This window comes from Pseudomonas sp. NFACC41-3 (genome assembly GCF_900109505.1).
Classification (GTDB): Bacteria; Pseudomonadota; Gammaproteobacteria; order Pseudomonadales; family Pseudomonadaceae; genus Aquipseudomonas; species Aquipseudomonas chlororaphis.
Map to the genome: position 1 here is coordinate 772254 of NZ_FOAE01000003.1, position 26207 is coordinate 798460.

At 62.6% G+C, this 26207-nt stretch carries 22 protein-coding genes; 14 read left to right on the plus strand and 8 right to left on the minus strand.

What is annotated here, in order from left to right:
* Positions 1-16: 16 nt before the first annotated feature.
* The 6 genes from BMY68_RS17815 to BMY68_RS17840 form a co-directional block, all read right to left on the minus strand.
* Positions 17-898, minus strand: a complete 882-nt coding sequence (locus BMY68_RS17815; RefSeq protein WP_053262878.1) for a symmetrical bis(5'-nucleosyl)-tetraphosphatase — start codon at positions 896-898, stop codon at positions 17-19.
* Positions 898-1278, minus strand: coding sequence for a Co2+/Mg2+ efflux protein ApaG (apaG, locus tag BMY68_RS17820; RefSeq protein WP_007926128.1), 381 nt, complete (start codon positions 1276-1278; stop codon positions 898-900). The genes BMY68_RS17815 and apaG overlap by 1 nt, the downstream gene beginning before the upstream one ends.
* A 122-nt stretch (positions 1279-1400) precedes the next feature.
* Positions 1401-2219 carry a 16S rRNA (adenine(1518)-N(6)/adenine(1519)-N(6))-dimethyltransferase RsmA gene (gene rsmA / locus BMY68_RS17825; RefSeq protein ID WP_007926129.1) on the minus strand — a complete coding sequence of 273 codons (819 nt, stop codon included), beginning with the start codon at positions 2217-2219 and terminating at the stop codon, positions 1401-1403.
* Positions 2216-3205: a 4-hydroxythreonine-4-phosphate dehydrogenase PdxA gene (pdxA, locus tag BMY68_RS17830; RefSeq protein ID WP_085533136.1), complete on the minus strand. Its 990-nt coding sequence runs from the start codon at positions 3203-3205 to the stop codon at positions 2216-2218. The genes rsmA and pdxA overlap by 4 nt, the downstream gene beginning before the upstream one ends.
* Positions 3202-4518: a peptidylprolyl isomerase SurA gene (surA, locus tag BMY68_RS17835; RefSeq protein ID WP_037005327.1), complete on the minus strand. Its 1317-nt coding sequence runs from the start codon at positions 4516-4518 to the stop codon at positions 3202-3204. Before surA ends, pdxA begins: the two co-directional genes overlap by 4 nt.
* Entirely contained in the window at positions 4499-7300 is a 2802-nt protein-coding gene (locus BMY68_RS17840; protein ID WP_085533138.1) for an LPS-assembly protein LptD, read from the minus strand. The genes surA and BMY68_RS17840 overlap by 20 nt, the downstream gene beginning before the upstream one ends.
* Positions 7301-7430: 130 nt before the next feature.
* Here BMY68_RS17840 and BMY68_RS17845 point away from each other — a divergent pair, with 130 nt between their 5' ends.
* From BMY68_RS17845 to BMY68_RS17855, 3 genes are read left to right on the plus strand one after another with little or no spacing between them, the layout of a single operon-like run.
* Positions 7431-8456 (plus strand): aminoglycoside phosphotransferase family protein, encoded by a 1026-nt coding sequence (locus tag BMY68_RS17845; protein WP_085533140.1) that lies wholly within the window; start codon positions 7431-7433, stop codon positions 8454-8456.
* On the plus strand, positions 8453-9124 hold the full coding sequence (gene murU, locus BMY68_RS17850) for an N-acetylmuramate alpha-1-phosphate uridylyltransferase MurU (protein ID WP_085533142.1): 672 nt from the start codon (positions 8453-8455) through the stop codon (positions 9122-9124). The genes BMY68_RS17845 and murU overlap by 4 nt, the downstream gene beginning before the upstream one ends.
* A gap of 1 nt (position 9125) precedes the next feature.
* Positions 9126-9893 carry a TerB family tellurite resistance protein gene (locus tag BMY68_RS17855; protein ID WP_085533144.1) on the plus strand — a complete coding sequence of 256 codons (768 nt, stop codon included), beginning with the start codon at positions 9126-9128 and terminating at the stop codon, positions 9891-9893.
* A 93-nt stretch (positions 9894-9986) separates the two neighbouring features.
* Here BMY68_RS17855 and BMY68_RS17860 read toward each other — a convergent pair whose 3' ends face one another.
* Positions 9987-10985: an alpha/beta hydrolase family protein gene (locus tag BMY68_RS17860; RefSeq protein ID WP_085533146.1), complete on the minus strand. Its 999-nt coding sequence runs from the start codon at positions 10983-10985 to the stop codon at positions 9987-9989.
* Between the two features lie 74 nt (positions 10986-11059).
* Here BMY68_RS17860 and BMY68_RS17865 point away from each other — a divergent pair, with 74 nt between their 5' ends.
* The 10 genes from BMY68_RS17865 to trpE all read left to right on the plus strand — a co-directional run bounded on the left by BMY68_RS17865 (position 11060) and on the right by trpE (position 23224).
* Complete coding sequence (locus BMY68_RS17865; RefSeq protein ID WP_085533148.1) at positions 11060-13453, plus strand: PAS domain-containing sensor histidine kinase; 2394 nt, start codon at positions 11060-11062, stop codon at positions 13451-13453.
* Between the two features lie 55 nt (positions 13454-13508).
* Positions 13509-14138 carry a response regulator gene (locus BMY68_RS17870; RefSeq protein ID WP_007926150.1) on the plus strand — a complete coding sequence of 210 codons (630 nt, stop codon included), beginning with the start codon at positions 13509-13511 and terminating at the stop codon, positions 14136-14138.
* Between the two features lie 318 nt (positions 14139-14456).
* On the plus strand, positions 14457-15581 hold the full coding sequence (locus BMY68_RS17875) for an ABC transporter ATP-binding protein (RefSeq protein WP_007926151.1): 1125 nt from the start codon (positions 14457-14459) through the stop codon (positions 15579-15581).
* Between the two features lie 44 nt (positions 15582-15625).
* Positions 15626-16669 carry an ABC transporter substrate-binding protein gene (locus BMY68_RS17880; protein ID WP_009045873.1) on the plus strand — a complete coding sequence of 348 codons (1044 nt, stop codon included), beginning with the start codon at positions 15626-15628 and terminating at the stop codon, positions 16667-16669.
* Between the two features lie 68 nt (positions 16670-16737).
* Positions 16738-17985: an ABC transporter permease gene (locus BMY68_RS17885; protein ID WP_009045872.1), complete on the plus strand. Its 1248-nt coding sequence runs from the start codon at positions 16738-16740 to the stop codon at positions 17983-17985.
* Positions 17986-17997: 12 nt separating this feature from the next.
* Complete coding sequence (locus BMY68_RS17890; RefSeq protein ID WP_007926154.1) at positions 17998-18822, plus strand: ABC transporter permease; 825 nt, start codon at positions 17998-18000, stop codon at positions 18820-18822.
* 132 nt (positions 18823-18954) lie between these two features.
* Complete coding sequence (locus BMY68_RS17895; RefSeq protein WP_085533150.1) at positions 18955-20103, plus strand: iron-containing alcohol dehydrogenase; 1149 nt, start codon at positions 18955-18957, stop codon at positions 20101-20103.
* Between the two features lie 79 nt (positions 20104-20182).
* Complete coding sequence (gene rpe / locus BMY68_RS17900; RefSeq protein WP_009045869.1) at positions 20183-20857, plus strand: ribulose-phosphate 3-epimerase; 675 nt, start codon at positions 20183-20185, stop codon at positions 20855-20857.
* Entirely contained in the window at positions 20854-21672 is an 819-nt protein-coding gene (locus BMY68_RS17905; protein WP_007926157.1) for a phosphoglycolate phosphatase, read from the plus strand. The genes rpe and BMY68_RS17905 overlap by 4 nt, the downstream gene beginning before the upstream one ends.
* Before the next feature lie 70 nt (positions 21673-21742).
* On the plus strand, positions 21743-23224 hold the full coding sequence (gene trpE, locus BMY68_RS17910; RefSeq protein WP_062824437.1) for an anthranilate synthase component I: 1482 nt from the start codon (positions 21743-21745) through the stop codon (positions 23222-23224).
* Between the two features lie 69 nt (positions 23225-23293).
* On the opposite strand, the gene estP is transcribed toward trpE, so the two are convergent.
* Positions 23294-25204: an esterase EstP gene (gene estP / locus BMY68_RS17915; RefSeq protein ID WP_085533152.1), complete on the minus strand. Its 1911-nt coding sequence runs from the start codon at positions 25202-25204 to the stop codon at positions 23294-23296.
* A gap of 408 nt (positions 25205-25612) precedes the next feature.
* On the opposite strand from estP, the gene BMY68_RS17920 reads away from it, so the two are divergent.
* The gene (locus BMY68_RS17920; RefSeq protein WP_007930170.1) at positions 25613-26206 is read left to right on the plus strand and encodes an aminodeoxychorismate/anthranilate synthase component II; all 594 of its coding nucleotides are present in this window, start codon (positions 25613-25615) and stop codon (positions 26204-26206) included.
* The last annotated feature ends 1 nt before the right edge of the window (position 26207 follow it).

Here is a 26207-nt window from a genome sequence, read left to right on the forward strand (position 1 = left end):
TGGTGGCAAGCGCCGTCTAGCGCTTGGCGGTGATTGGTGTGGGTTCAGGGGAGGGTTGATTGGCCTGGGGCTTGATGTGGCCGTGGGCGTCGCACTCACACTCGAGGCGTTGGCCGGTATCGACGTTCAGCAAGGTCAGGGCTCCGCCCCAGACGCAGCCGGTGTCCAGGGCGACAACGCCGGGCTGGTTGCAATTGCCTTCGAGGGCGGCCCAGTGACCGAAGATGATTTTCACGTCCCGGGTCTTGCGTTCCTTGTGCTCGAACCATGGGGCGTAACCCGGTGGGGCGGTGTCCGGCCCTTCCTTGCCCTTGAGGTCGAGCTTGCCATCGCTGGTGCAGAAACGCATGCGGGTGAAATAGTTGGTGATCACCCGCAGACGGGTCACGCCTTTGAGTTCGCTGTCCCATTTTGTCGGGTCGTTGCCGTACATACCGTCCAGATAGGGCTCGAAGCGGTTGTCGTCCCGCAGCGCCTCTTCGACTTCGGTGGCGCACTTGAGGGCTTTCTTCAGCGACCACTGTGGCGGTATCCCCGCGTGCACCAGGGCGACGTTGCGCTGTTCGTCATAGTGCATCAGCTTTTGCTGGCGCAGCCACTGGAGCAACTCTTCGCAATCCGGCGCGTTGAGGATCTCGCGCAGGGTGTCGGCTTTCTTCAGGCGCTCGATATTGCGCCAGACGGCCAGCAGGTGCAGGTCGTGATTGCCCAGTACGCAGACCAGGGAGTCGCGCATGGCATAAAGAAAGCGCAGGGTTTCCAGCGACTGGGGGCCGCGGTTGACCAGGTCGCCGACCAGCCACAGGCGATCCTTGGTCGGGTCGAAAGCGACCTTTTCAAGCAGGCACTGCAAAGGCCCCAGGCAGCCTTGCAGGTCACCGACGGCGTAAGTCGTCATCAGTGCAGGGCTCCGGGCACGGCCAGGCGGAAGGGGGCGATGATGGCGTCGAAGTGTTTGCCGTCTTCGGCGAGCATCTGATAGCTGCCCTGCATATTGCCGACGCGTGTGGTCATGACCGTGCCGCTGCTGTAGGTGTGGCTTTTGCCCACCGCGATCAGCGGTTGCTGGCCGACGACGCCGGCGCCGCGAACTTCCTCGACGTGCCCGTCGCCATCGGTGATCACCCAGTGCCGCGAGAGCAGTTTGGCGGGCAGCAGGCCATTGTTCTGCACGGTGATGGTGTAGGCGAAGGCAAAGCGGTTCTGCTCGGGTTGCGACTGTTCTGCGAGAAAGCGGGTGACGACGCTGACGTCGATCTGATAGCGGGGATCGGACATGCAAGGGGCCTTAAAACGAAGCGGGACGCGGGACAAAGCTGATGGAGGTCAGTCTAGGCCAAGTATCGGGTAGTAAACCAGACATGGAGCCTGGCGTCTTACCCGATAACGCTGGTGGCGTGTCAGCTTGCGCTGGCGGTGTCCGCGGCTTGTTCGCTGAGCTTGTCGGCCAGGCGAACGAAGGCTGCCAGGTCCAGTTGCTCCGGACGCAGGCTGCCATCGACGCCGGCGGCTTCGATCTCGGCGCTTGTGAGCAGGGCCTTGAGGGTATTGCGCAGGGTCTTGCGACGCTGGTTGAAGGCTTCGCGGACGATGCGCTCCAACAGGCGATGATCCTTGGCCGGATGCGGCAGCACGGCGTGTGGCACCAGGCGGACGATTGCCGAGTCGACTTTCGGTGGCGGATTGAACGCGCCAGGGCCGACGTTGAACAGATGCTCCACGCGGCAGTGGTACTGGACCATGATCGACAGGCGGCCCCAGTCGCCACCGCCCGGGCCCGCGGCGAGGCGCTCGACCACTTCTTTCTGCAGCATGAAGTGCATGTCGCGGATCAGTCCGGCGTTCTGCAGCAGGTGAAAGATCAGCGGGGTGGAGATGTTGTAGGGCAGGTTGCCAACCACCCGCAGGCTGCCGGGCGCGGCATTCAGGCTGTTGAAGTCGAACTTCAGGGCATCGCCCTGGTGCAGGCTGAAATTATCCCGGCCAGCAAACTGCTGGTTGAGGATCGGCACCAGATCTTTGTCCAGTTCGACCACATCCAGTTGGGCACCGCTGTTGAGCAGGCCCTCGGTCAAGGCGCCCTGGCCCGGGCCGATTTCCAGCATGCGGTCGCCGGATTTGGCATTGATGGAGCGCAGGATGCGGTCGATCACGCCGGCGTCATGCAGGAAGTTCTGGCCGAAGCGCTTGCGCGCCCGGTGTTGGTATTGCTCGGTCATAAACGGGTCTCGGCCATCTGGTAGGCGGTTTCCAGGGCGACTTTCAGGCTGCCGGTATCGATCTTGCCGCTGCCGGCCAAATCCAGGGCAGTGCCGTGGTCGACCGAGGTGCGGATGATCGGCAAGCCCAACGTCACGTTGACCGCGGCGCCGAAGCCTTTGTATTTCAGCACGGGCAGCCCCTGGTCGTGGTACATCGCTAGCACTGCGTCGCAGTGCTCCAGATATTTGGGGGTAAACAGAGTGTCGGCGGGCAGGGGGCCACGCAGGTCCATGCCTTCGTTGCGCAGACGCTCCAGGGTGGGTTCGATGATATCGATTTCTTCATGGCCCAGATGTCCGCCTTCGCCGGCATGCGGGTTGAGCCCGCAGACCAGGATGCGTGGCTGGGCGATGCCGAATTTGTTGTGCAGGTCCGCATGCAGAATGCGCGTAACCCGCTCCAGGCGCTCCGGGGTAATGGCGTCGGCGATGTCCCGCAGTGGCAGGTGAGTGGTCACCAGTGCCACGCGCAGGCCATGGGTGGCCAGCATCATCACCACTTGTTCGGTATGCGTCAGGTCGGCGAGAAACTCGGTATGGCCGGAAAAGGCAATGCCGGCTTCGTTGATCACACCCTTGTGGACTGGGGCGGTAATCATGCCGTCGAAATGTCCGTCCAGGCAGCCTTGGCCGGCCCGGGTCAGGGTTTCCAGAACGAACGCGGCGTTGGCCTTGTCGAGCTGGCCGGTGACGACTTTGGTCGCCAACGGGGTATCCCAGACGTAGAGGCTACCGGCGGCGGCCGGCTGGTTTGGCCAGTTGTCGGGGCCGACCGCAATCAGGCTGACGGCCACACCCAGCTGCGCGGCCCGCTCGGTAAGCAGGTCGCAGCTGGTGATGGCGATCAGGGGGTATGGCTGTTGTTGCGAGGCGAGCAACAGGCACAGGTCGGGACCTATGCCGGCTGGCTCGCCGGGGGTGAGCGCGAAACGCTTGGGTTTCACTGGGCCGCCTGGTCGGCGCCAGGAAGTTTGATCTCGACGTAGGCTTCATCGCGAATCTGGCGCAGCCAGGTTTGCAGCTCTTCGTCGTATTTACGGTTGCGCAGCACGGTCATCGCTTGCTGTTCGCGGGCCTGGCTGGTGCTGTCAGTGGCGCGGCGGCCAAGGACTTCCAATACGTGCCAGCCATATGGGCTCTGGAACGGCTTGGACAGCTGACCTTGCGGGGTCTTGGCCATCACGTCGCGGAACTCGGGAACCAGGGCATTCGGGTCGATCCAGCTGAGGTCGCCGCCATTGAGGGCGGAACCCGGGTCTTCCGAGTAGCTTTTCGCCAGTTCGGCAAAGTCTTCGCCGGCTTCGATGCGCTCGTAGAGCTTCTGGGCCAGGCGCTTGGTTTCTTCTTCGCTGCGAATCTCACTTGGCTTGATCAGGATATGACGGACATGCACTTCGTCACGCATCTGATTGCCGCCGCCGCGTTTTTCCAACAGCTTCAGGATGATGAAGCCGCCTGGGGTACGAGCTGGCTGGGTGATATCGCCCACTGCCATGGCGCTCAGTTCGCGGTCGAACGGAGGGGGCAGTTGAGCGGCTTTACGCCAGCCCATGTCACCACCTTCCAGGGCGTTGTCGCTGCCGGAACGGGCGATGGCCAGCTGAGCGAAGTCGGCGCCTTGCTTGAGCTGCTGGTAGATGTCCATGGCCTGGCGCGCGGCGCTCTGAATCGCTTCGGAGTTGGCGCTTTCCGGGGTTGGAATCAGGATATTGGCCAGGTGCAGCTCTTCGGACAGTTGCATCTTGCCCAGGTCGGAGGCGAGGAAGTTTTTCACTTCCTGCTCGGAGACCTGAATGCGTTCGGCAACACGGCGCTGGCGCACGCGGCTGATGATCATCTCGCGGCGAATCTGCTCACGGGCGTCCTGATAGGACAGGCCATCACGCGCCAGGGCGGCGCGGAACTGATCGGGCGTCATGTTATTGCGTTGGGCGATGGTGCCGACGGCCTGGTTCAGCTCTTCATCGGTAATGCGGATGCCGGAGCGTTCGCCGATCTGCAGTTGCAGGTTTTCGACGATCAGGCGTTCCAGTACCTGCTGGTTCAGGACCTCGGCGGGTGGCATGCCGCCGCCGCGCTTGGCGATGGTTTGCTGAACTTCGTGAACCCGTTGGTCCAGCTGGCTCTGCATGACCACGTCGTTATCGACGATGGCCACCACTTTGTCGATGGGTTGTACCGCGGCGCTCGCCGCGGTACCCAGGAACAACGCGCCCAGCATCAGCGGGCGCAGACAATCAGAAAGCTTGGTCTTCACGTTCACGGTAACCTTGAATGCCTTTGTCGAGGAAGCTCTCTACCTTGGCGCCGGTAAGGCCGCCGAGTCCTTTCAGGACGATTTGAAGGAAGATGCCATGGTCGCCTTTCTCGTTCTGCGGGGCGTCTTGACTGAACTCGTCATACTTGACCCAGTAACGGTTGATCAGGCGCAGTTTCCAGCAGCAGTTGTCGTATTCGAAACCACCGAAGGCATCGAGGGTACGGTTGCGGTTGTAGTCGTACTGCCAGCGGCTGATCAGGTTCCACTGCGGCACGATCGGCCAGATCACCGAGAAGTCGTGCTGCTTGATCTTGTAATAGTCCTTCACGTAGCCAGGAGTGCCTGGGGTGCCATAGTCACCGCCACCCACCGACCATTTACCCGTGGACTGGTCGTAACGAACCAGGTCGTTGCGATAGCGATAACCGGCGTTGATGACCTTGTTCGGGTTGTCTTCCGGCTGGTAGTGGAACATTGCGCTGCCGGAGCGTGGGCTGTGGCTGTCCGGGTCCCAGTTGTAGTCGGCAGTGGTACGCCAGTCGCGGTTCCAGCGGTACTCGTATTCCAGTGCATAAGGCGAAACATTGGAGTGCGCGTCGTCTCGGGTTTTCGCATCAATACCCGGCAACTGGACTTCGCGGTCCTTGAAGTACAAGGCCTGACCGATGCTGATGCGTTGACGTTCAAAGCCGTTCTCTTCGATCCAGCGGTTGGTGACGCCGAGGGACAGTTTGTTCTCGTCGCCTACACGGTCGGAGCCGGTGAAACGATTATCACGGAACAGCGACGAGTAGTTGAAGGTGGACTCGCTGGTATCGAATACCGGGATGTCGCTCTGGTCTTTTTCCGGTACATAGAGATAGTACAGGCGTGGTTCCAGGGTCTGGCGATAGTTCTTGCCGAACCATTGGGTGTTGCGGTCGAAGTACAGGCCGCTGTCGATACTGGCGATAGGCACGCCACGGTTCTGATTGCTGCTGTAAGTACCGTCAAGACGATTCTGTTCCGCGGTCTGTGCAGCAACCTGGCTCTTGCCGATACTGTCCAGATCCAGATCGTACTGGGTGTATTGATACTTGAGGGATGGCTTCAGGAAGCCATAGGTCCAGTTAAGCGGAAGGCTCACAGACGGTGCAAGGTTCAGGCGATTACCATTGGCACGCGCCAAACCTTGAACATTGCGGTCGAGTCGCGGTGCACCGACACCATTCTCATCAAAGAACGTACCGTTCTGCAGGTCGCGATCAAAGCGAACAATCTCGGTTTCGTACTTGAAGTCCAGCCCGCCCGGATGCTGCGGTAAGAAGCCATTCAAGGTGATTTGCGGCAGACGGTTGTAAGGCGTGATGTTGGAAACCGTGGCCAGTTCATAAGCCTGGGCATTGAGGCGTGCGGTGTAGGTATCACCACGGTAGGTCACAGCACCCTGCTGGTTGATGTAATCACGGCTTTCCACACCGATCTGGTCGGTCTGCAGATCCTGGAAGTAGTACGGATCGCTGATCTTGGTGTAGTCGACCTCGGTCATCAGGCGCGAATCGAGCCCGCCCTTGTGCTGCCAGTTGTACATGTAGCGGGTTTTTTCGTAGTCCGACTGCAGTTTGCGGTCATCGTTTTCGTCGTTGAGGTACGCCGCGCCGAACTGACCTTCGCTGGACTTGGTCAGGTAACGGAATTCGCCTTCCATCAACAGGCCGCGCTTGCTCATGTAGCGCGGGTACAACGTGGCGTCGTAGTTCGGCGCCAGGTTGAAGTAGTACGGGGTGACCAGCATGAAGCCGGTATCGCTGCCGCTGCCGATGGTCGGCGGCAGGAAGCCGGACTGGCGACGGTCGTCGATCGGGAAATAGATGTACGGCGTGTACAGGACCGGAATGTCCTTGACGCGCAACGTCACGTTGGTCGCGGTGCCGAAGCCGGTCGCCGGGTTCAGGGTGATGTTGTTGCCCTTGAGCTGCCAGGCGTTGCTGCTCGGTTCGCACGTGGTGTAGGTACCGTCCTTGAGACGGATGATCGCGTTCTCGGCACGCTTGGCGTACAGCGCGTTACCGCGGATGCGCGATTTGTGCATCACGTATTCGGCGTTGTCGACCTTGGCCTCGCCGGTGTCCAGCTGCACGTCGGCGTGATCACCGACCAGCAGGGCGCCGTTGTCGCGCAGGCGGACGTTGCCGTTCAGCTCGCCACGATTTTCGGCCTGGTACAGGTTGGCCTCGTCGGCCTCGACCTGCATGCTGCCCTGGCGCATGACCACATCACCGGCCAGGGTGGCGATCTGCTGCTCCTGCTGGTAACGCGAAGCCTTGGCGCCGATAAAGGTCGGGGCGTCACTTTTATTCGTCTTGTCATTCATGCCAGGACGAATCGGTTCGATATAAGCACCAGCACAGTAAGGACCGGTCTCGGCCAACTGGGCGGCGGTGAGCTTCTCGCGCGGAACCCAGTCGAGGTGACTGTAGTCTTCGCTGCGGGACTTCAGGCCGCGGCCCTTGGACTCGGTAACCAGCATCGGCTTGGCGCCGGTGTCTTCGCTGGTTTCGCCGCCTTCGGCCGATGCAGCGGTGCTCGAGCTGACCGCACTCGCGTCATGCACGGGGCGCGGAGGCAGTTGAGCGGCGCTGGTTTTCGGCGCGCAGTCCCAGCCACCCGAAGCAGAGACTGAGCAGTCATACTGTTCTGCGGCGACCACGAACGAAGTGGCTAGGGGTTGCAGGGCCAGCAGACTGCCAGTAACCAACAACGGAAATTTTTTACGAAACGCGGGGGATTTCAATGCCATCTTATTAGTCCGGGCTTCCTGCGTGCCATCTGCCCGCGGTGTGGGCCGCACGCCTCTCGATGGTCTGAAAAAGATGCTGGATAATAAAGCATGACCCGCTTGACGGCTAGCGCCGTCGGAGACCCTTGCAATGCCTGACCAAGATGTACGCTTGCAACACCTGAAAGTTTGGCTCGATGAGCAGTTGTCGATTGTCTATGCCTCCAACGGTTGGGGCCCCGTGCCCCCGGCCACATTGACCGCGGCCAGCAGCGACGCGAGTTTCCGGCGATATTTCCGCTGGGAAGGCGAAGGCCGCAGCTTTGTCGTGATGGATGCTCCACCGCCCCAGGAAAACTGCAAACCCTTCGTGGATATCGCCCATCTGTTGGCAAAATCCGCAACCAATGTGCCGAAAATTTATGCAGAAGATTTGCCGCGCGGCTTTCTTTTGCTCAATGACCTGGGCAACAAAACCTATCTGGACGTGATCGACAGCGAAAATGCCGACGCCCTGTTCAAGGATGCGCTGCAAACCTTGCTGGCTTTCCAGCAGTTGCCGATGGATGCGCCGTTGCCCAGTTATGACGTCGCTTTGCTGCGCCGTGAACTGGAACTGTTCCCCGAGTGGTACGTGGGGCGCGAGCTGGGCGTCGAGCTGAATGAGCGCCAGCGTGGCCAATGGCAGCGGGTCAGCGAGCTGTTGATCGAAAGCGCCCTGGCCCAGCCCAAGGTGCTGGTGCATCGTGACTATATGCCGCGCAACCTGATGCTCAGCGAACCCAATCCGGGCGTGCTGGATTTCCAGGACGCGGTCTATGGCCCGGTGACCTATGACGTCACCTGCCTGTTCAAGGATGCCTTTCTCAGCTGGCCCGAAGCACGGGTGCGCGGCTGGCTGGAAGACTACTGGCAGCAAGCGTCCCGGCTCGGGATCGCGGTGCAACCCGATTTCGAGGATTTCCTGCGCGCGAGCGACCTGATGGGTGTGCAACGCCATCTCAAGGTGATCGGGATCTTCGCGCGGATCTGCCACCGCGACGGCAAGCCCCGTTACCTGGGCGACGTGCCGCGTTTCTTCGCTTATATAGAAGCCGTCCTGGCCCGTCGGCCGGAGCTGGCGGAGTTGGGTGAGCTGTTGGCCAGCCTGCGTCAACCGGTCGGAGCCTGTGTATGAAGGCAATGATTTTGGCCGCGGGCAAGGGCGAACGGATGCGCCCCTTGACCCTGACCACGCCCAAGCCATTGATCCGCGCCGCCGGTGTGCCGTTGATCGAGTACCACCTGCGGGCACTGGCCCGGGCGGGTTTTACCGAAATCGTCATCAACCACGCCTGGCTGGGGCAGCAGATCGAAGATCATCTGGGCGATGGCTCGCGCTTTGGCTTGAGCATCCGCTATTCGCCGGAGGGCGAGCCGCTGGAAACCGGCGGCGGTATTTTCCGCGCCTTGCCCTTGCTGGGCGACGAGCCCTTTGTGGTGGTCAATGGCGATGTCTGGACCGATTACGATTTCCGCTCGTTGAACCGTCCGCTGGATGCGTTGGCGCATCTGGTGCTGGTGGATAACCCGGCTCATCACACCGCCGGGGATTTCATCCTCAGCGATGCCTGGGTGCGGGACGCCGAGCCGGGTGCGCAGACCCTGACCTACAGCGGCATCGCGGTGTTGCACCCGGACCTGTTCCAGGGCTGCACACCGGGTGCGTTCAAACTGGCGCCCCTGCTGCGCAAGGCCATGGCCGATGGACAGGTCAGCGGCGAGCGTTTGCAGGGACACTGGGTCGATGTCGGCACCCATGAGCGCCTGGCGGAAGTCGAAACCTTGTTAGAAGCGAGTCGTTGATATGTTGTGGCCAGGGACTCTGATCGGAGCCGGGGCTGGCTTTGCCATAGCCAGTATCCCGGGGGCCATGCTGGGAGCGTTGCTGGGACAGGCGCTGGACCGGCGTTTGCAATTGCATAGTTGGGCCCAGGTGCGTGAGCGTCTGGGCGGTCGACCGGCGTTGCGCAACGATGAACTGCTGTTCGTGCTCTTGGGGCGGTTGGCGAAAAGCGATGGCCGGGTGGTCGATGGGCATATCCAGCAGGCGCGTCTGGAAATGCGTTCGCTGGATATGAGCGAAGCCGCGCAGCGCCGCGCCATTGCCGCGTTCAATCGGGGCAAGTCGGGTAACGATCGGCTACGAGGCTACTTGCAGCGCCTGGCGACGCAGCCCCATGCTGCCGAGGGTGTGTTGCGCGCTTGCTGGCGGATGGTCTGGGCCGATGGCCGGGCCAGCCCCTCCGAGCGCGAGCTGATCCAGCTTTGGGGCAAGTGGCTGGGCTGGACTGTGCAGCAGGTGCAGGCATTGGCGGCGGACTACGAGCCGAGTAAAAAACCGTTGGCCAACAGCAGTGGCACCTATCAGGACGCGTTGCGCCTGCTCGGTGTCTCGGCGACCAGCGAGCCGTCGCAGATCAAGCGCGCCTACCGGCGCCTGCTCAGCCGCCATCACCCGGACAAGATTGCCGGCAGCGGCGCAAGCCCCTTGCAGGTGCGTGAAGCCACGGAGAAAACCCGCGAGCTGCACAGCGCTTACGCACTGATCCGCGAGCGTCGGGATTTTCGTTAGAGAGACTCGTTAGAGAGATTCGCTAGAGGGAAATGCCCCACGCCCGGCCCCGTACCTTGCCAAAAACAGGAGCGGGACCGGGCGCGGCTGGGTTCAGTCTTGCACGGGTTGCGGGCTCAGCCAGCCGCGTACGCGTCTGAACAGCTGCTCGTTTTCAGCCGTGCTGTTGCCCGGCAGGGCGTTGAGCGAGACCTGGGTGAAGTTGGCGTTCTTCAGGCGCTTGCTCGCCTGCAGGCGTTCCAGGGCGTTCTTGCGAGCCTGCGCGTTGTCCTTGTAGAAAAAATCGGCGGTCGCCAGCTTCAGGGTCGGGGTCAGTTCCGCCAGCCCGGGTTTGCCGATGGACGGGGTCTGGGCAGCCACCAGCACCAGTTTTTGAATCTCCGGCGGTTGTTTTTCGCTCAGGTAGCGCGTGGCCCAGTAGGCGCCGCTGCCATGGCCCAGCAACACAATGCTGCGGGCGTTCTGCTGCTGGGCGTAGGTCACCGCGGCGTCGATACGGGCAAAAATCCGCTCGGCGTCGGCCTTGGCCTGTTCTTCGCTACTCTCCACCACCGCGCGATCGGCGATCTCGGCTTCGCCACCGGCGGCCTGTTCGATTGGCTTGGGCGCTGCCGTGGCGGCATCTTTGCTGCTAGTGTCGGCGGTCGCGGGCACAGGTTCGGCCTCGACGATGCGTGGTTGCGCCGCATCGCTCTGCAGGTCGGGCAGGGTCAGGCTCAGGCTGCTCCAGTCGGCATCCGGCAATCTGTTGCGCAAAGGGCCGATTGCCTGAGGCCAGTCGGCGGTTTCGCCAGCGCCCGGGATGATGATCACCGCGCCCTTGGGGTCGCTGGTGTTGGCTGGTTTCCACAGGGCCAGAAAGCTCTCGCTGCCGGCTTGCAGTGACTGTTGTTCGCTGGATGGCAGGACCCGTTCGAGGGCTGCGGCATCTTCCTGGCTACGCTCAAGGAGCGGCTGGCGTTCGGCCGGTTTTTCCGCGGCAGGCTGTTCTGCCGGGGCGGCTTGCGGATCGGCGGCCTCGACCGAAAAGGCACAAGGCAGGATCAGCGACAGGCACAATGCGGGCAGTGCCGTGCGGTGGACAAGGGACATCGGTTATTCCAGGCCAGAAGTAATCCCGGCAGCCTAATGGGTTGGTCAGTATTTGTCAGTGTGTGAGACTTCAGATGATGCGTTTTCGCTGCCTGTTGGTTATCGGCTGTATCTGCCTTCCCTTGATGGCCCGGGCGGTGCCTGCGCCACATATCGCCCAGGCGCAGTGGAGCCCCGCACAACAGCAGTGGTTGGAGCAGCATCGGGAATTGCGGGTCGGCGTGGTGCTCCAGGTTCCCTACGCCCAGTACGACCGACGGCTGCAACGCTTGTCCGGCGCCAATATTGAACTGATGCAGTGGCTGGCCCAGGCGATGAAGGTCGAGCTGAGCTGGCGCAACTTTGCCGATCAGGCGCAACTGGAAGCGGCGGTGCGCGCCGGTGAAGTGGATATGGCCCCGGGCCTGAGCCAGACCCCGGCCGGCCTGCGGCTCTGGCAGTTTTCCGATCCCTATATGCGCGTGCCGCAACTGGTGGTCGGCGAGCAGAAGGGCGCCGGCGCGGTAGAGCTGGAAAAGCTCGACAGCCAGACCCGCGTGGCGGTGCGCATGCCCAGCGCGGTGGCGGACTACCTGCGGGCGACCTATTCCAACCTCAATCTGCAGGGTGTGCCCCTGGAGCGCCAGGCCCTGCAATTGCTGCTCAGCCAGCAGGCGCGTTATGCGGTGATCGATGAAGCACAGCTCAGTCGCTTGTCGGCGGAGCCGGAGTTCGCCGGCCTGGCGGTGGTGGGCGATATCGGATTGCCGCAACTGCTGCGGGTGGCGACCCGGCGCGACTGGCCCGAGCTGGCGGACATCGTGCAACGCGCCTTGCACGGTATCGCCGCCAAGGACCTGGAGCAGTTGCACAATCGCTGGCTGCAACCCAAGTATCCGCGGCTGAGCGAGTCCCGCGGTTTCTGGCAGAACCTCAGCCTGTTGCTGGCCGTGCTGCTGTTGGCGAGCATGGCCATCGTTATCTGGCAGCGCCGCCAGCAACAGACGCTCGAGCAGCGCCTGCTGACCACCCGCGAGGACCTGGCCCGGCGCGAGGCCAGCGAAGAAGCCTTGCGTCTGACCCAGTTTTCCATCGACCAGAGCACGGTGGGCATTCTCTGGGTCAACTGGGACAGCCATGTGCGCTACGCCAACCGCGCGGCCGAAAGCATGCTGGGCTATGCCCCGGGGGCGGTGGTCGACCGACCGTTGAGCGATTTCGAGCCCAACCTGCACATGGACCGCTGGCTTGGCCTGTGGAAGCGTGCCCGGGCCAGCGAGGACGCGCCGCCCAGCTTCGAGACCCAGTGTGTCCGCGCCGACGGCAGCATCCTGCCGGCCGATGTGTCGCTGAGTTTTCTGCGCTTTCGCGATGGCGAGTACCTGGTGGTTTACCTCACAGACGTCACCGAGCGTCGTCGCGCCCTGGCCGCCCTGCAGGAGAGCGAAGCGCGGTTGCAGGGGATCGCCGCCAATGTGCCGGGGCTGGTGTTCCGCCTGGAACGGGCACCGGTGACCGGGCAGATCGATTTCGCCTACATCAGCGAAGGCAGCGAGAGCCTGGTGGGTTATTCCCCGGCGACCCTCAGCCATCGCGACATAGGGCTGCGCAGCCTGGTGCACCCTGGGGACCGGGCCAGTTATCACCAGACCCAGGACCACGCCCTGGACACCGACAGCGACTGGTCCTGGCAGGGACGGATCCTGACCCGCCAGGGCGAACAGCGCTGGGCGGAAATCAAGGCCATCACCCGCCAGCTCGAGGATGGCGCCTATGTCTGGGACGGCATCGTCTGGGACATCAGCGAAAGCAAGCGCATCGAACTGGAGCTGGCCAGCTCGCGGGAGCAACTGCGCGAGCTGTCGGCGCACCTGGAAAGCGTGCGCGAAGAGGAAAAGGCGCGTATCGCCCGGGAAGTGCATGACGAGTTGGGGCAGATGCTCACGGTGCTCAAGCTGGAGACCTCGATGTGCGAGCTGGCCTACGCGCAGCTCGATCCGGGGCTGCACGAACGCTTGAACAGCATGAAGCGCCTGATCGCCCAGCTGTTCCAGTTGGTACGCGATGTGGCCACGGCCCTGCGCCCGCCGATTCTCGATGCCGGGATCGCGTCGGCCATCGAGTGGCAGGCGCGGCGTTTCGAGGCGCGCACACAGATTCCTTGCCTGGTGCAGGTGCCCGACAATCTGCCGGTGCTCAGCGATGCCAAGGCCATCGGTCTGTTCCGTATCCTCCAGGAGGCGCTGACCAACGTGATGCGCCATGCACAGGCGCATACTGTCGAACTGACCCTGAGTCTCGAGCAGAACCAACTGTGCATGACCATCAGCGATGACGGCCAGGGTTTCGTGGTCGAGGCCGGGCGGCCGACGTCCTTCGGTCTGGTGGGCATGCGCGAGCGGGTACTGATCATGGGCGGCAGCCTGAGCCTGGACAGTCAGCTGGGCGAAGGCACCACCCTGAGCGTGACTGTGCCGCTGGACTTGTAGGCGCGAGCAAGCTCGCCGCTGCAGAGATCATCACTAATAAGAAGAGGTACGAGCTGTGATCCGTGTACTGGTAGCCGAAGACCACACCATCGTTCGCGAAGGCATCAAGCAGTTGATTGGCCTGGCCAAGGACCTGACGGTGGTGGGGGAGGCGAGCAATGGCGAGCAGCTATTGGAAACCCTGCGCCACGTGCCTTGCGAGGTGGTGCTGTTGGATATTTCCATGCCTGGCGTCAACGGCCTGGAGGCGATCCCGCGGATCCGCGCACTGAACAATCCGCCGGCGATCCTGGTGCTGTCAATGCACGACGAGGCGCAGATGGCGGCCCGGGCGCTGAAGGTGGGGGCGGCCGGTTATGCCACCAAGGACAGCGACCCGGCGCTGCTGCTGACGGCGATCCGCAAAGTGGCGGCGGGCGGGCGTTACATCGACCCGGAACTGGCCGACCGGATGGTCTTCGAAGTCGGCCTGACGGACACCCGGCCCCTGCATTCCCTGCTGTCGGAGCGCGAGTTTTCCGTGTTCGAGCGGCTGGCCCAGGGCGCCAACGTCAACGATATCGCCCAACAGCTGGCCTTGAGCAGCAAGACCATCAGCACCCACAAGGCGCGATTGATGCAGAAACTCAACATCACCTCCCTGGCCGAGCTGGTGAAGTACGCGATGGAGCATAAGCTGCTCTGAGTGGATCTGTAGCCGCTGCCCCAGGCTGCGATAGGTCCGCAGGACCTCGACGGACTCAAGGCCGCAGGCGTCCCTTCGGGCCGATCGCAGCCTGCGGCAGCGGCTACACGTACCCATTTGCGACATGCAAACAGGCTTCTGGCCATGATCTGCGCCGGGCGTGCGCCGGAACTTGTCCAATCGCGCCATTCTTGTAGGGGGATTCCTACAAGGAACCTTCCATCCGGCTGAGGCCAATCTCTCATACCCCCCGATTTGCGCGGCTTGTGGCCTCCACTAGGCTTAGTCCACAGCCGTCAAAAAACAAAAGGTGTGGGTATGAGCGAGGTCGATTCAAGCGCTGGGACGAGTGATGTACTGGTCAGTTTCCGTGGTGTGCAAAAGAGCTACGACGGCGAAAACCTGATCGTCAAAGACCTCAACCTGGACATTCGCAAAGGCGAGTTCCTTACCCTGCTCGGGCCATCCGGCTCCGGCAAGACCACCAGCCTGATGATGCTGGCCGGCTTCGAGACCCCGACCGCCGGGGAGATCCAGCTGGCCGGGCGGGCGATCAACAACGTGCCGCCGCACAAGCGCGATATCGGCATGGTGTTCCAGAACTATGCGCTGTTCCCGCACATGACCGTGGCCGAGAACCTGGCGTTCCCGCTGTCGGTGCGTGGCCTGAGCAAGACCGATATCAGCGAGCGGGTCAAACGCGTGCTGAGCATGGTCCAGCTCGAGTCCTTCGCCCAGCGTTATCCGGCGCAACTGTCCGGTGGCCAGCAGCAGCGGGTGGCCCTGGCCCGGGCGCTGGTGTTCGAGCCGCAGCTGGTACTGATGGACGAACCCCTCGGCGCGCTGGACAAACAGCTGCGCGAACACATGCAGATGGAAATCAAGCACCTGCACCAGCGCCTCGGCGTGACCGTGGTCTACGTGACCCACGACCAGGGCGAAGCCCTGACCATGTCCGACCGGGTCGCGGTGTTCCATCAGGGCGAAATCCAGCAGATCGCCCCGCCTCGGACCCTTTACGAAGAGCCGAAGAACACCTTCGTCGCCAACTTCATCGGCGAGAACAACCGTCTCAACGGCCGCCTGCACAGCCACAGCGGTGACCGCTGCGTGGTCGAGCTGGGGCGCGGCGAGAAGGTCGAGGCGCTGGCGGTCAACGTCGGCAAGACCGGCGAGCCGGTGACCCTGTCGATTCGTCCGGAGCGCGTGAGCCTCAACGGCTCCAGTGAAAGCTGTGTCAACCGCTTCTCAGGGAGGGTGGCGGAATTCATCTATCTGGGCGACCACGTCCGGGTTCGCCTGGAAGTCTGTGGCAAGACCGACTTCTTCGTGAAACAACCGATTGCCGAGCTCGATCCGGAGCTGGCGGTGGGCGATGTGGTTCCGCTTGGCTGGCAGGTCGAACACGTTCGCGCGCTCGACCCACTTCTAGAGGCGCATTGATCGCCCCCTTGCTTCACCAACCCTGCACGTGGAGAGAACAATAAATGTTGAGATCCCTGAAATTCACCGCTTTGACATTGGGCCTGATGGGCGCATCGCACGCGATGGCGGCGGGCCCGGACCTGACCGTGGTGTCCTTTGGCGGGGCGAACAAGGCGGCCCAGGTCAAGGCCTTCTATGCCCCGTGGGAAGCCGCGGGCAACGGCAAGATCGTCGCTGGCGAATACAACGGTGAGATGGCCAAGGTCAAAGCCATGGTCGACACCAAGAGCGTGTCCTGGGACCTGGTGGAAGTCGAATCGCCGGAACTGTCCCGCGGTTGCGACGAAGACATGTTCGAGCAGCTCGACCCCGAGCTGTTCGGCAAGCCCGAGGATTACGTCAAGGGCGCGATCCAGCCTTGTGGCGTGGGTTTCTTCGTCTGGTCGACCGTCCTGGCCTATAACGCCGACAAGCTGAAGACCGCGCCGACCAGCTGGGCGGATTTCTGGGACACCAAGAAATTCCCGGGCAAGCGCGGCCTGCGCAAGGGCGCCAAGTACACCCTGGAATTCGCCCTGATGGCCGACGGCGTCGCGCCCAAGGATGTGTACAAGGTGCTGGCCGGCAAGGACGGCCAGGATCGTGCCTTCAAGAAGCTCGATGAACTCAAGCCGAGCATCCAGTGGTGGGAAGCCGGCGCCCAGCCGCCGCAGTACCTGGCTTCCGGTGACGTGGTCATGAGCTCGGCCTACAACGGCCGGATCGCCGCGGTACAGAAGGAAAGCAACCTGAAAGTCGTGTGGAACGGCGGCATCTACGACTTCGACGCCTGGGCCATTCCGAAGGGCCTGGACAAGACCCGTGCCGAAGCGGCGAAGAAATTCATCGCCTTCTCGGTGCAGCCGCAGCAGCAGAAGACCTACTCGGAAAACATCGCCTACGGTCCGGCCAACACCCAGGCGGTACCGCTGCTGGCCAAGGACATCCTGAAAGACATGCCGACCACCCCGGAAAACATCGCCAACCAGGTGCAGATCGACGTCAGCTTCTGGGCTGACAACGGTGAACAACTGGAACAGCGTTTCAACTCGTGGGCGGCCAAGTAAGGCGCCATGCATGGGCGGCGTCACCCGCGGGTGACGCCGTTACCGTTTAAAGATTTGCGGAGTTCGTCATGGCCATTAGCGTTCCCCTGAACGAGGTCACCAGCCCCAGCCTCAAGCAGCGCCTGGCGCGTGCCGAGCGGGTCAACCGCTGGAAAGCGCAAGCGTTGATCGCGCCTCTGGTGCTGTTCCTGCTGCTGGTGTTTCTCGTGCCTATCGCCGCGCTGCTGTACAAGAGCGTCGGTAACCCGGAAGTGGTCGAAGGCATGCCGCGCACCGTGGTCGCCGTGGCCGGTTGGGACGGACGCGGCCTGCCGGCCGAGCCGGTGTACAAGGCGCTGAGCGAGGACCTGGCCGAAGCGCGCAAGCAGCAAACCTTGGGCGATCTGTCCAAGCGACTGAACATGGAGTTGGCCGGCTATCGCAGCCTGCTGACCAAAACCGCCCGGGCCCTGCCGTTCAAGGAGGAACCGGCTTCCTATAAAGAAGCGCTGGAGGCCATCGACGAGCGTTGGGGCGACCCGGCCTACTGGCAGGCGGTACGCCGCAACACCAGCAGCCTGACGCCGTTCTACCTGCTGGCCGCCGTCGACCATCGGATCGACGACCTGGGGGAGATCGCCCCGGCGACCCCTGACCAGGCCATCTACCTGGATATCTTCGCCCGGACTTTCTGGATGGGCCTGGTGATTACCGGCATCTGCCTGGTGCTGGCCTATCCCCTGGCTTATCTGCTGGCCAACCTGCCGGCGCGCCAGAGCAACCTGCTGATGATTCTGGTGCTGCTGCCGTTCTGGACTTCGATCCTGGTGCGTGTGGCGGCGTGGATCGTGCTGCTGCAATCGGGCGGCCTGATCAACAGCGCGCTGATGGCCATGGGCGTGATCGACAAGCCGCTGGAGCTGGTGTTCAACCGCACCGGGGTCTACATCTCCATGGTGCACATCCTGCTGCCGTTCATGATCCTGCCGATCTACAGCGTGATGAAAGGCATCTCGCCGACCTATATGCGCGCGGCGATTTCCCTCGGCTGCCATCCGTTCGCCAGCTTCTGGCGGGTGTATTTCCCGCAGACCTATGCCGGCGTCGGCGCCGGTTGCCTGCTGGTGTTCATCCTCGCCATCGGCTACTACATCACCCCGGCGTTGCTGGGCAGCCCGAACGACCAGATGGTCAGCTATTTCGTCGCCTTCTACACCAACACCAGCATCAACTGGGGCATGGCGACCGCGCTGGGCGGCCTGTTGCTGTTGGCGACCATCGTGCTGTATCTGATTTACAGCTGGCTGGTGGGCGCCAGTCGCCTGCGCCTGAGCTAAGGAGAGAATCGAATGCTGAGCCCTTACATGTCGCCCGTCGAGCGGGTCTGGTTCTACAGCTTGCGGATTCTCTGCGGCGTGATCCTGTTGTTCCTGATCCTGCCGGTGCTGGTGATCATTCCGCTGTCGTTCAACTCGGGCAGCTTCCTGGTGTACCCGCTGCAAGGCTTCTCGCTGCAGTGGTATCACGATTTCTTCGGCTCGGCGGAATGGATGCGCGCCCTGAAGAACAGCATCATCGTCGCCCCGGCGGCCACGGTGCTGGCGATGGTCTTCGGCACGCTGGCGGCCATCGGCCTGACCCGCGGCGACTTCCCCGGCAAAGCGCTGGTGATGGCGCTGGTGATTTCGCCGATGGTGGTGCCGGTGGTGATCATCGGCGTGGCCAGCTACCTGTTCTTCGCGCCCCTGGGCATGGGTAACAGCTTCTTCTCGCTGATCATCGTCCATGCCGTGCTGGGCGTGCCGTTCGTGATCATCACGGTCTCGGCCACCTTGCAGGGCTTCAACCAGAACCTGGTGCGGGCCGCGGCCAGCCTTGGCGCTTCGCCGCTGACGGCGTTCCGCCGGGTGACCCTGCCGTTGATCGCGCCGGGGGTGATCAGCGGCGCGCTGTTCGCCTTTGCTACCTCGTTCGATGAAGTGGTGGTCACGCTGTTTCTTGCCGGCCCCGAGCAAGCCACCTTGCCCCGGCAGATGTTCAGCGGTATCCGCGAAAACCTCAGCCCGACCATCGCCGCCGCGGCGACACTGCTGATCGCCTTCTCGGTGATTCTGCTGCTGACCCTGGAATGGCTGCGTGGCCGCAGCGAAAAACTGCGTACCGCTCCGGTCTGATCGCCACTGACAGATCGCTCCCGCGCCGGCCGCGGGGGCGACCTGCTCCGGCATTCATCGCTGAAATAGCAGACAACACCGAATCCCCAGCTACTCTTGTGCCAGCTCCCCCCTATATAAGAGGCCGCGCACATGAGTCTTTCCTCTTTCAAAATCGCCCACAAACTGCTCACCGGCTCCGCCGCGATCGAGCAACTGTCCACCGAACTGAGCCGCCTGGATGTCGATAACCCGCTGATCGTCACTGATGCCGCGCTGGTCAAGTCCGGTACCGTGGAGCTGGCGCTGGCGCAACTGGGGGGGCGGGACTACGAGATTTTCGACCGGGTGCTGCCCGACCCGGAAATCGCCATCGTCGAAGACTGCATGCAGGTTTACCGTGAGGGCGGGCACGACGGGCTGATCGGCCTGGGCGGCGGCAGCGCCATCGATATCGCCAAAAGCGTCGCGGCCTACGCCGGTTATCACGGGGCGCTGGAAGATCTGTTCGGGATCGACCAGGTACCGCGCAAGGGGCCGCCGCTGATTGCCATTCCCACCACGGCGGGCACCGGCTCCGAAGTCACCAATGTGGCGATTCTCTCGGACAAGGTCGCGCAGCTGAAAAAGGGCATTGTCAGCGATTACCTGTTGCCGGATGTGGCGCTGGTCAGCCCGCAGATGACCCTGACCTGCCCGCGCAGTGTGACTGCCGCCAGCGGTGTCGATGCCCTGGTGCATGCCATCGAGTCGTATCTGTCGCTCAACGCCTCGCCCATCACCGACTCCCTGGCTCTTGGCGCCATCAAGCTGATCGCCCAGGCGCTGCCCAAGGCGTACGCCAATCCTGCCCACCTGCAGGCCCGCGAAGACATGGCCACCGCCAGCCTGATGGCCGGCATGGCCTTCGGCAACGCCGGGGTCGGCGCGGTGCACGCGCTGGCTTATCCACTGGGCGGGCGCTTCAACATCGCCCATGGCGTCAGCAATGCCCTGCTGCTGCCGTACGTCATGACCTGGAACAAGATGGCCTGTGTCGAGCGCATGCAGGATATCGCCGAGGCCATGGGGGTGAAGACCGCTCATCTGAGTGCGGCCGAGGCGGCCGACAAGGCGGTCGAGGCCATGACCCAGCTCTGCGCCGCGGTGGAGATTCCCTCGGGGCTGCGCAGCTTCGGGGTGCCGGAGGAGGCCATTCCGTCCATGGCGGTGGAGGCCGCGGGGATCGAGCGCCTGATGCGCAACAACCCGCGCAAACTGAGCCCGGGCGATATAGAGAAGATCTATCGCGCGGCTTACTGATCATCGCAGTCACGGTGCGCGCGCCAAAGCATGAGGTATACAATGCGCGCCACCGTGATTCTGCTCAAAAAGGTGCGTCATGCAGCCCTTCGCAATTGCTCCGTCGATCCTCTCCGCCGATTTCGCCCGCCTGGGCGAGGAAGTGGACAATGTTCTCGCCGCTGGCGCCGATATCGTGCACTTCGATGTCATGGACAACCATTACGTACCCAACCTGACCATCGGTCCGATGGTCTGCGCTGCCCTGCGTAAGTACGGCATCACCGCGCCGATCGACGCCCACCTGATGGTGAGCCCGGTGGATCGCATTATCGGCGACTTCATCGAGGCCGGTGCGACTTACATCACCTTCCACCCGGAAGCCACGCTGCACGTCGACCGTTCCCTGCAGATGATCCGCGAAGGCGGCTGCAAGGCTGGCCTGGTGTTCAACCCGGCCACCCCGCTGGACGTGCTCAAGTACGTCATGGACAAGGTCGACATGGTCCTGCTGATGAGCGTCAACCCGGGTTTCGGCGGCCAGAAGTTCATTCCCGGCACCCTCGACAAGCTGCGTGAGGCCCGTGCCCTGATCGATGCTTCCGGTCGCGATATCCGCCTGGAAATCGACGGCGGGGTGAATGTGAACAACATTCGCGAAATCGCTGCCGCGGGCGCCGATACCTTCGTCGCGGGCTCGGCGATCTTCAATGCGCCGAACTACCGGGACGTGATCGAGAAGATGCGCGCCGAACTGGCGCTGGCCCGTCCATGAGCGGTTTCGAGCAGCTGTTCCCGGGGCGTCTGCCGCGGCTGGTGATGTTCGACCTGGATGGCACCCTGGTCGATTCGGTTCCCGACCTCGCGGCGGCCGTGGACGACATGCTGCTCAAACTGGGGCGTCCGCCCGCCGGTATCGAGGCGGTGCGCGAGTGGGTCGGCAACGGCGTGCAGATGCTGGTGCGCCGGGCCCTGGCCAACGACATCGCGGCGCAGGGCGTCGACGATGTCGAGGCTGAGCGCGGGCTGGAGCTGTTCAACAATGCCTATGAGGATGGCCACGAACTGACCGTGGTCTACCCAGGCGTGCGCGACACCCTCAAATGGCTGCACAAGCAGGGTGTGGAAATGGCGCTGATCACCAACAAGCCGGAGCGTTTCGTCGCGCCCTTGCTGGATCAGATGAAGATCGGCCGTTATTTCCGCTGGATCATCGGTGGCGATACCCTGCCGCAGAAGAAACCCGACCCGGCAGCGCTGTTCTTCGTCATGAAAATGGCCAGTATCCCGGCCTCGCAATCGTTGTTCGTCGGTGACTCGCGCAGCGATGTGCAGGCAGCGAAAGCCGCGGGCGTAAAGTGCGTGGCATTGAGCTATGGCTACAACCACGGACGGCCGATTGCCGAGGAAATGCCAGCCCTGGTGATCGACGATCTGCGCCAGTTAATTCCCGGTTGCCTGGATCCGGCCGCTGAGATAACGTTGCCCGACGCTGTTCAATCCCCTCCTGGAAACGCCATCGTGGTGGTCACTCGCAAACTCTGGATGAAAGTCATCAAGGCCCTGGCCCGTTGGCGTTGGCGCGCCTGACTTGTTCCTGGCCGGTCTTCCGGCGCGTTTGCATACCTGACTGTTAGAACCTCAAGCCACGAGGCACCCCATGATCCGCGAAGAATTCCTGCGTTTGGCCGCTGCCGGCTACAACCGCATCCCGCTTGCCTGCGAAACCCTGGCCGACTTCGACACGCCGCTGTCGATCTACCTGAAACTGGCCGACCAGCCCAACTCCTACCTGCTGGAGTCGGTGCAGGGCGGCGAGAAATGGGGCCGTTATTCGATCATCGGCTTGCCCTGCCGCACCGTGCTGCGGGTGCATGACCACCATGTCAGCATCACCGTCGATGGCGTCGAGACCGAAAGCCATGACGTGGCCGACCCGCTGGCGTTCGTCGAAGAGTTCAAGGCGCGCTACCAGGTGCCGACCATCGCTGGCCTGCCGCGCTTCAATGGTGGCCTGGTCGGCTACTTCGGTTACGACTGTGTGCGTTATGTGGAGAAGCGCCTGGGCAAATGTCCGAACCCGGATCCGATCGGTGTGCCGGACATTCTGTTGATGGTCTCCGACGCCGTGGTGGTGTTCGATAACCTCGCCGGCAAGATGCACGCCATCGTCCTCGCCGACCCGTCCCGGGACGATGCCTTCGAGCAAGGCCAGGCACTCCTGCAAGCGTTGCTGGAGAAGCTGCGCCAGCCCATGACCCCGCGTCCTGGCCTGGACTTCAGCAAGCAGCAGGCGGCCGACCTGGTGTTCCGCTCCAGCTTCACCCAGGGTGACTACGAGCGTGCCGTCGATACCATCAAGGAGTACATCCTGGCGGGCGACTGCATGCAGGTGGTGCCGTCGCAGCGCATGTCCATCGATTTCAAGGCGGCGCCGATCGACCTGTATCGCGCCCTGCGTTGCTTCAATCCGACGCCTTACATGTACTTCTTCAACTTCGGCGACTTCCATGTGGTCGGCAGTTCGCCGGAAGTGCTGGTGCGGGTCGAAGACAACCTGATCACCGTTCGCCCGATCGCCGGCACCCGCCCACGCGGCGCCAACGAAGAGGCGGATCTGGCGCTGGAGAAGGACCTGTTGTCCGACGACAAGGAAATCGCCGAACACCTGATGCTGATCGACCTGGGGCGCAACGACACCGGGCGGGTTTCCGAGATCGGTTCGGTGAAGCTCACCGAGAAGATGGTGATCGAGCGTTATTCCAACGTGATGCACATCGTTTCCAACGTCACTGGCCAGTTGAAGGCCGGACTGACCGCGATGGACGCGCTGCGGGCGATTCTGCCGGCGGGTACCTTGTCCGGTGCGCCGAAGATTCGCGCGATGGAAATCATCGACGAGCTGGAGCCGGTCAAGCGTGGCGTGTATGGCGGGGCGGTAGGTTATTTCGCCTGGAACGGCAACATGGACACCGCCATCGCCATTCGTACGGCGGTGATCAAGGACGGCGAGCTGCATGTGCAGGCCGGTGGCGGTATCGTCGCCGACTCGGTGCCTGCGCTGGAATGGGAAGAAACCCTGAACAAGCGTCGCGCGATGTTCCGCGCGGTGGCCTTGGCTGAGCAGACGCCCGATAGCTGAGTCGGACAGCGAGCCATAAAAAACGCTGCCTCCTTGCGGGGGGCAGCGTTTTTTATTGCCTGCTCTCTACTAGAAGTCGAGGCTGACGCCAACGTTGATGCCTTGCTGGGTGAAGTCATCGTCCTTGCGGATGTTGTAGCTGGCGCGCAAGGCCAGGTCCTGGGTGAGCTTGTGGCTGACCCCGAGGTTCAGGCGATTCAGGTTGGTCTGCGGGGTATAGCCTTCGAGGGTGTAGCGGTTGTCCGGCAGGCTGTTGAGGGCCATGGTCAGCTTCTGGGTATCGTCCTCGTATTCCTTTTCATGGGCGATTTCGCCGAACACCTGGGTTTGCCGGGTGATCTGATACTTGCCTTGCAGGCCGATGCCCAGGCGCCGCGACGTGCGTTTCTGGTCATCGAAGGTCAGGGCGGTGGAGTCGTTGCCGTCCTCGGAGTAACCGTCGACCTTGACCCGCGCGTAGTCGGCGCTGATGAACGGCGACAGGTGCCACGGGCTGCTGGCCTGCTGCGCGATGTCGTAGCCCAGGCGAGCGCTGAAGGCCAGGACGTCGCCGCTGGTGTCGCCTTTTTCCCCGCGCTCGTTGGGCCCCAGGGCGAATTTGCGCTTGAGGTTGTCGTAGTCCAGGTGCCCGGCGGTGGCTGCCGCGTCGGCCCACCAGCGGTTTTGCTGGTACTGGACGAAGGCGGTGCCCAGGTAGGTGTTGAGTTTGTAGTCCGAGTCGTTGTTGCCCGCCTCGAGCTTCTGCCGATAGGCGCCGGCCAGCACACCCACTCGCCAGGCCTCGTCGAGCCGGTAGCTGCCGCCGATGTTCAGGTTCAAGCCGTTACCGTCGGCGCTGGCGCCGCTGCGCTGGCTGTCGAAGTCCTGGTGCTGGCCACCCGCGGCGACAATCGCCCGCCATTGCCCCACGCCCTGCCAGTTTTCCCAGTCGGCCTGCCATTGGTTGCGCAGTTCATCCTGGTGCGCGCGCAGGGTGCCCTGGGCCATTTCCGGGAGCAGGGTTATTTCCCAGGGTGCCGCCAGCAAGGAGTAAGCGTAATCGGCGATCAGCCGCTGGCCGGCTTCGGTGGGGTGGACCGCGTCGTTGTAGATCAGCTTGCTTGGGTCCGGCGTGGCGCTGTGAATGCCATAGCGGGCGTTTTCCGTGCAGCCATTGCCACTGAAGCAGGTGGCGGTGAGGTTCTGGTCGGTGGCCAGGCCGAACTGTGCCGGGTTGGCGAAGCTTTCCTTCAACAGCACGGGAATATTGAGGGGAATGACTTCGGCATCGACCGTCTGCAGCTGTCGGACCAGTTCGGTATTGAATTGGGCACTGAGCTGGGAAGTGAACCCTTGCAACGGGCTGCCGTTGATTGCCGGGGTCAGGCCGATATCCGGCAACAGCCAGACCATGATGTAGCGGGCGCCGGCCTGTTGCAGAGTTTGCACGCTGTCCACCAGGCGGCCGGCCGCGGCGTTGGCCTGGTCAAGACTGGTGACGCGGCCCTGGAGGAAGTCGTTGCCGCCGCCCGACAGGTAATAAAGGGCGTTCGGGTCGGCGCGGAAATCGTTGGCTACCAGATAGCCGGGGCGGCTACGGCTGCCGGCGGTCGAGGTGGTGGTAATCGAATCGAGGATCTGGTCGGTGCGATAACCGCCGACGGCCCAGTTGTTGCCATCAGGCAAGCCTTCGCTGGCGCGGGTCGCCGAGGTCGACGCGGCGAGCAGGTCGTCCGAGAAGCCCAGTCTGGCTCCCAGCAATTGCGTCGAGTTGGCGGAGCGGACTTCCCCGCTACCATCCAGGTAAACCGGCCCGGTACGGTTGGTAAAGCGCTGGGTCGCGCCCGCGGGACCGCCGGGATCGGCGAATTGCCCGGCATCGCTGAGGCTGTCGCCGAACACGATAAAGCTGGAATAGGGGGAAGGGGCTGCGATCGCTTGAGCGCAGGCCAGGGACAAAAGACTGCCGGCGAGTGGTACGAACAACGTCTTTTTGATCATGAGCAAGTCCGTTTTATTTATTGTTGTAGAGAACGAAACGACAGTACCAAAAACTTTTGCGTTTCAGCTATGGCGATAAGCCATATCGCTTGTTTATCCGGGCGCGGGCCCCGCCATATTGCACCCTCTGCTCAGCTAAGTTACTGTGCCTGAACGTATGAATGAGACCTTCCCCGTGTTGATCGTCAGCAAACTCTTGATGCGAGTTGTTAAGGCACACGCCCGTTGGCGTTGGCGCGCCTAACTTTTCTCTGCCGGCCCGGCCGGACCTGTACCGTTTTGCCTTCTTTACCCCTGTTCGACTCCGCTTGTGCTGGTTGAGTGATTGCAACCTCCGGCGGGCCTGCCAGCGGGCAATCCACTGAAGGCTGTATTAAAAGTCAGTGAATTCAAGAGGTTGTAATCCCCATGTTGCTGATGATCGATAACTACGACTCCTTTACCTATAACGTTGTGCAATACCTTGGCGAGCTGGGTGCCGAGGTCAAGGTGGTGCGCAACGACGAACTGACCGTGGCTGAAATCGAAGCGCTCAACCCTGAGCGGATCGTCGTGTCGCCCGGTCCTTGCACACCGACCGAAGCCGGTGTGTCCATCGAAGCGATCAAGCATTTCGCCGGCAAGCTGCCGATCCTGGGTGTCTGCCTGGGCCACCAGTCGATTGGCCAGGCCTTTGGCGGCGACGTGGTGCGCGCGCGGCAGGTGATGCACGGTAAGACTAGCCCGGTATTTCACCAGGACAAGGGCGTATTCGCCGGTCTGAACCATCCGCTGACCGTGACCCGTTACCATTCCCTGGTGGTCAAGCACGATACGTTGCCGGACTGCCTCGAACTCACCGCCTGGACCCAACTGGAAGACGGCTCCGTCGACGAGATCATGGGGCTGCGCCACAAGACGCTGAACATCGAGGGTGTGCAGTTTCACCCCGAGTCTATTCTCACCGAGCAGGGCCACGAGCTGTTCGCCAACTTCCTCAAACAGAGCGGCGGCACGCGCTAAG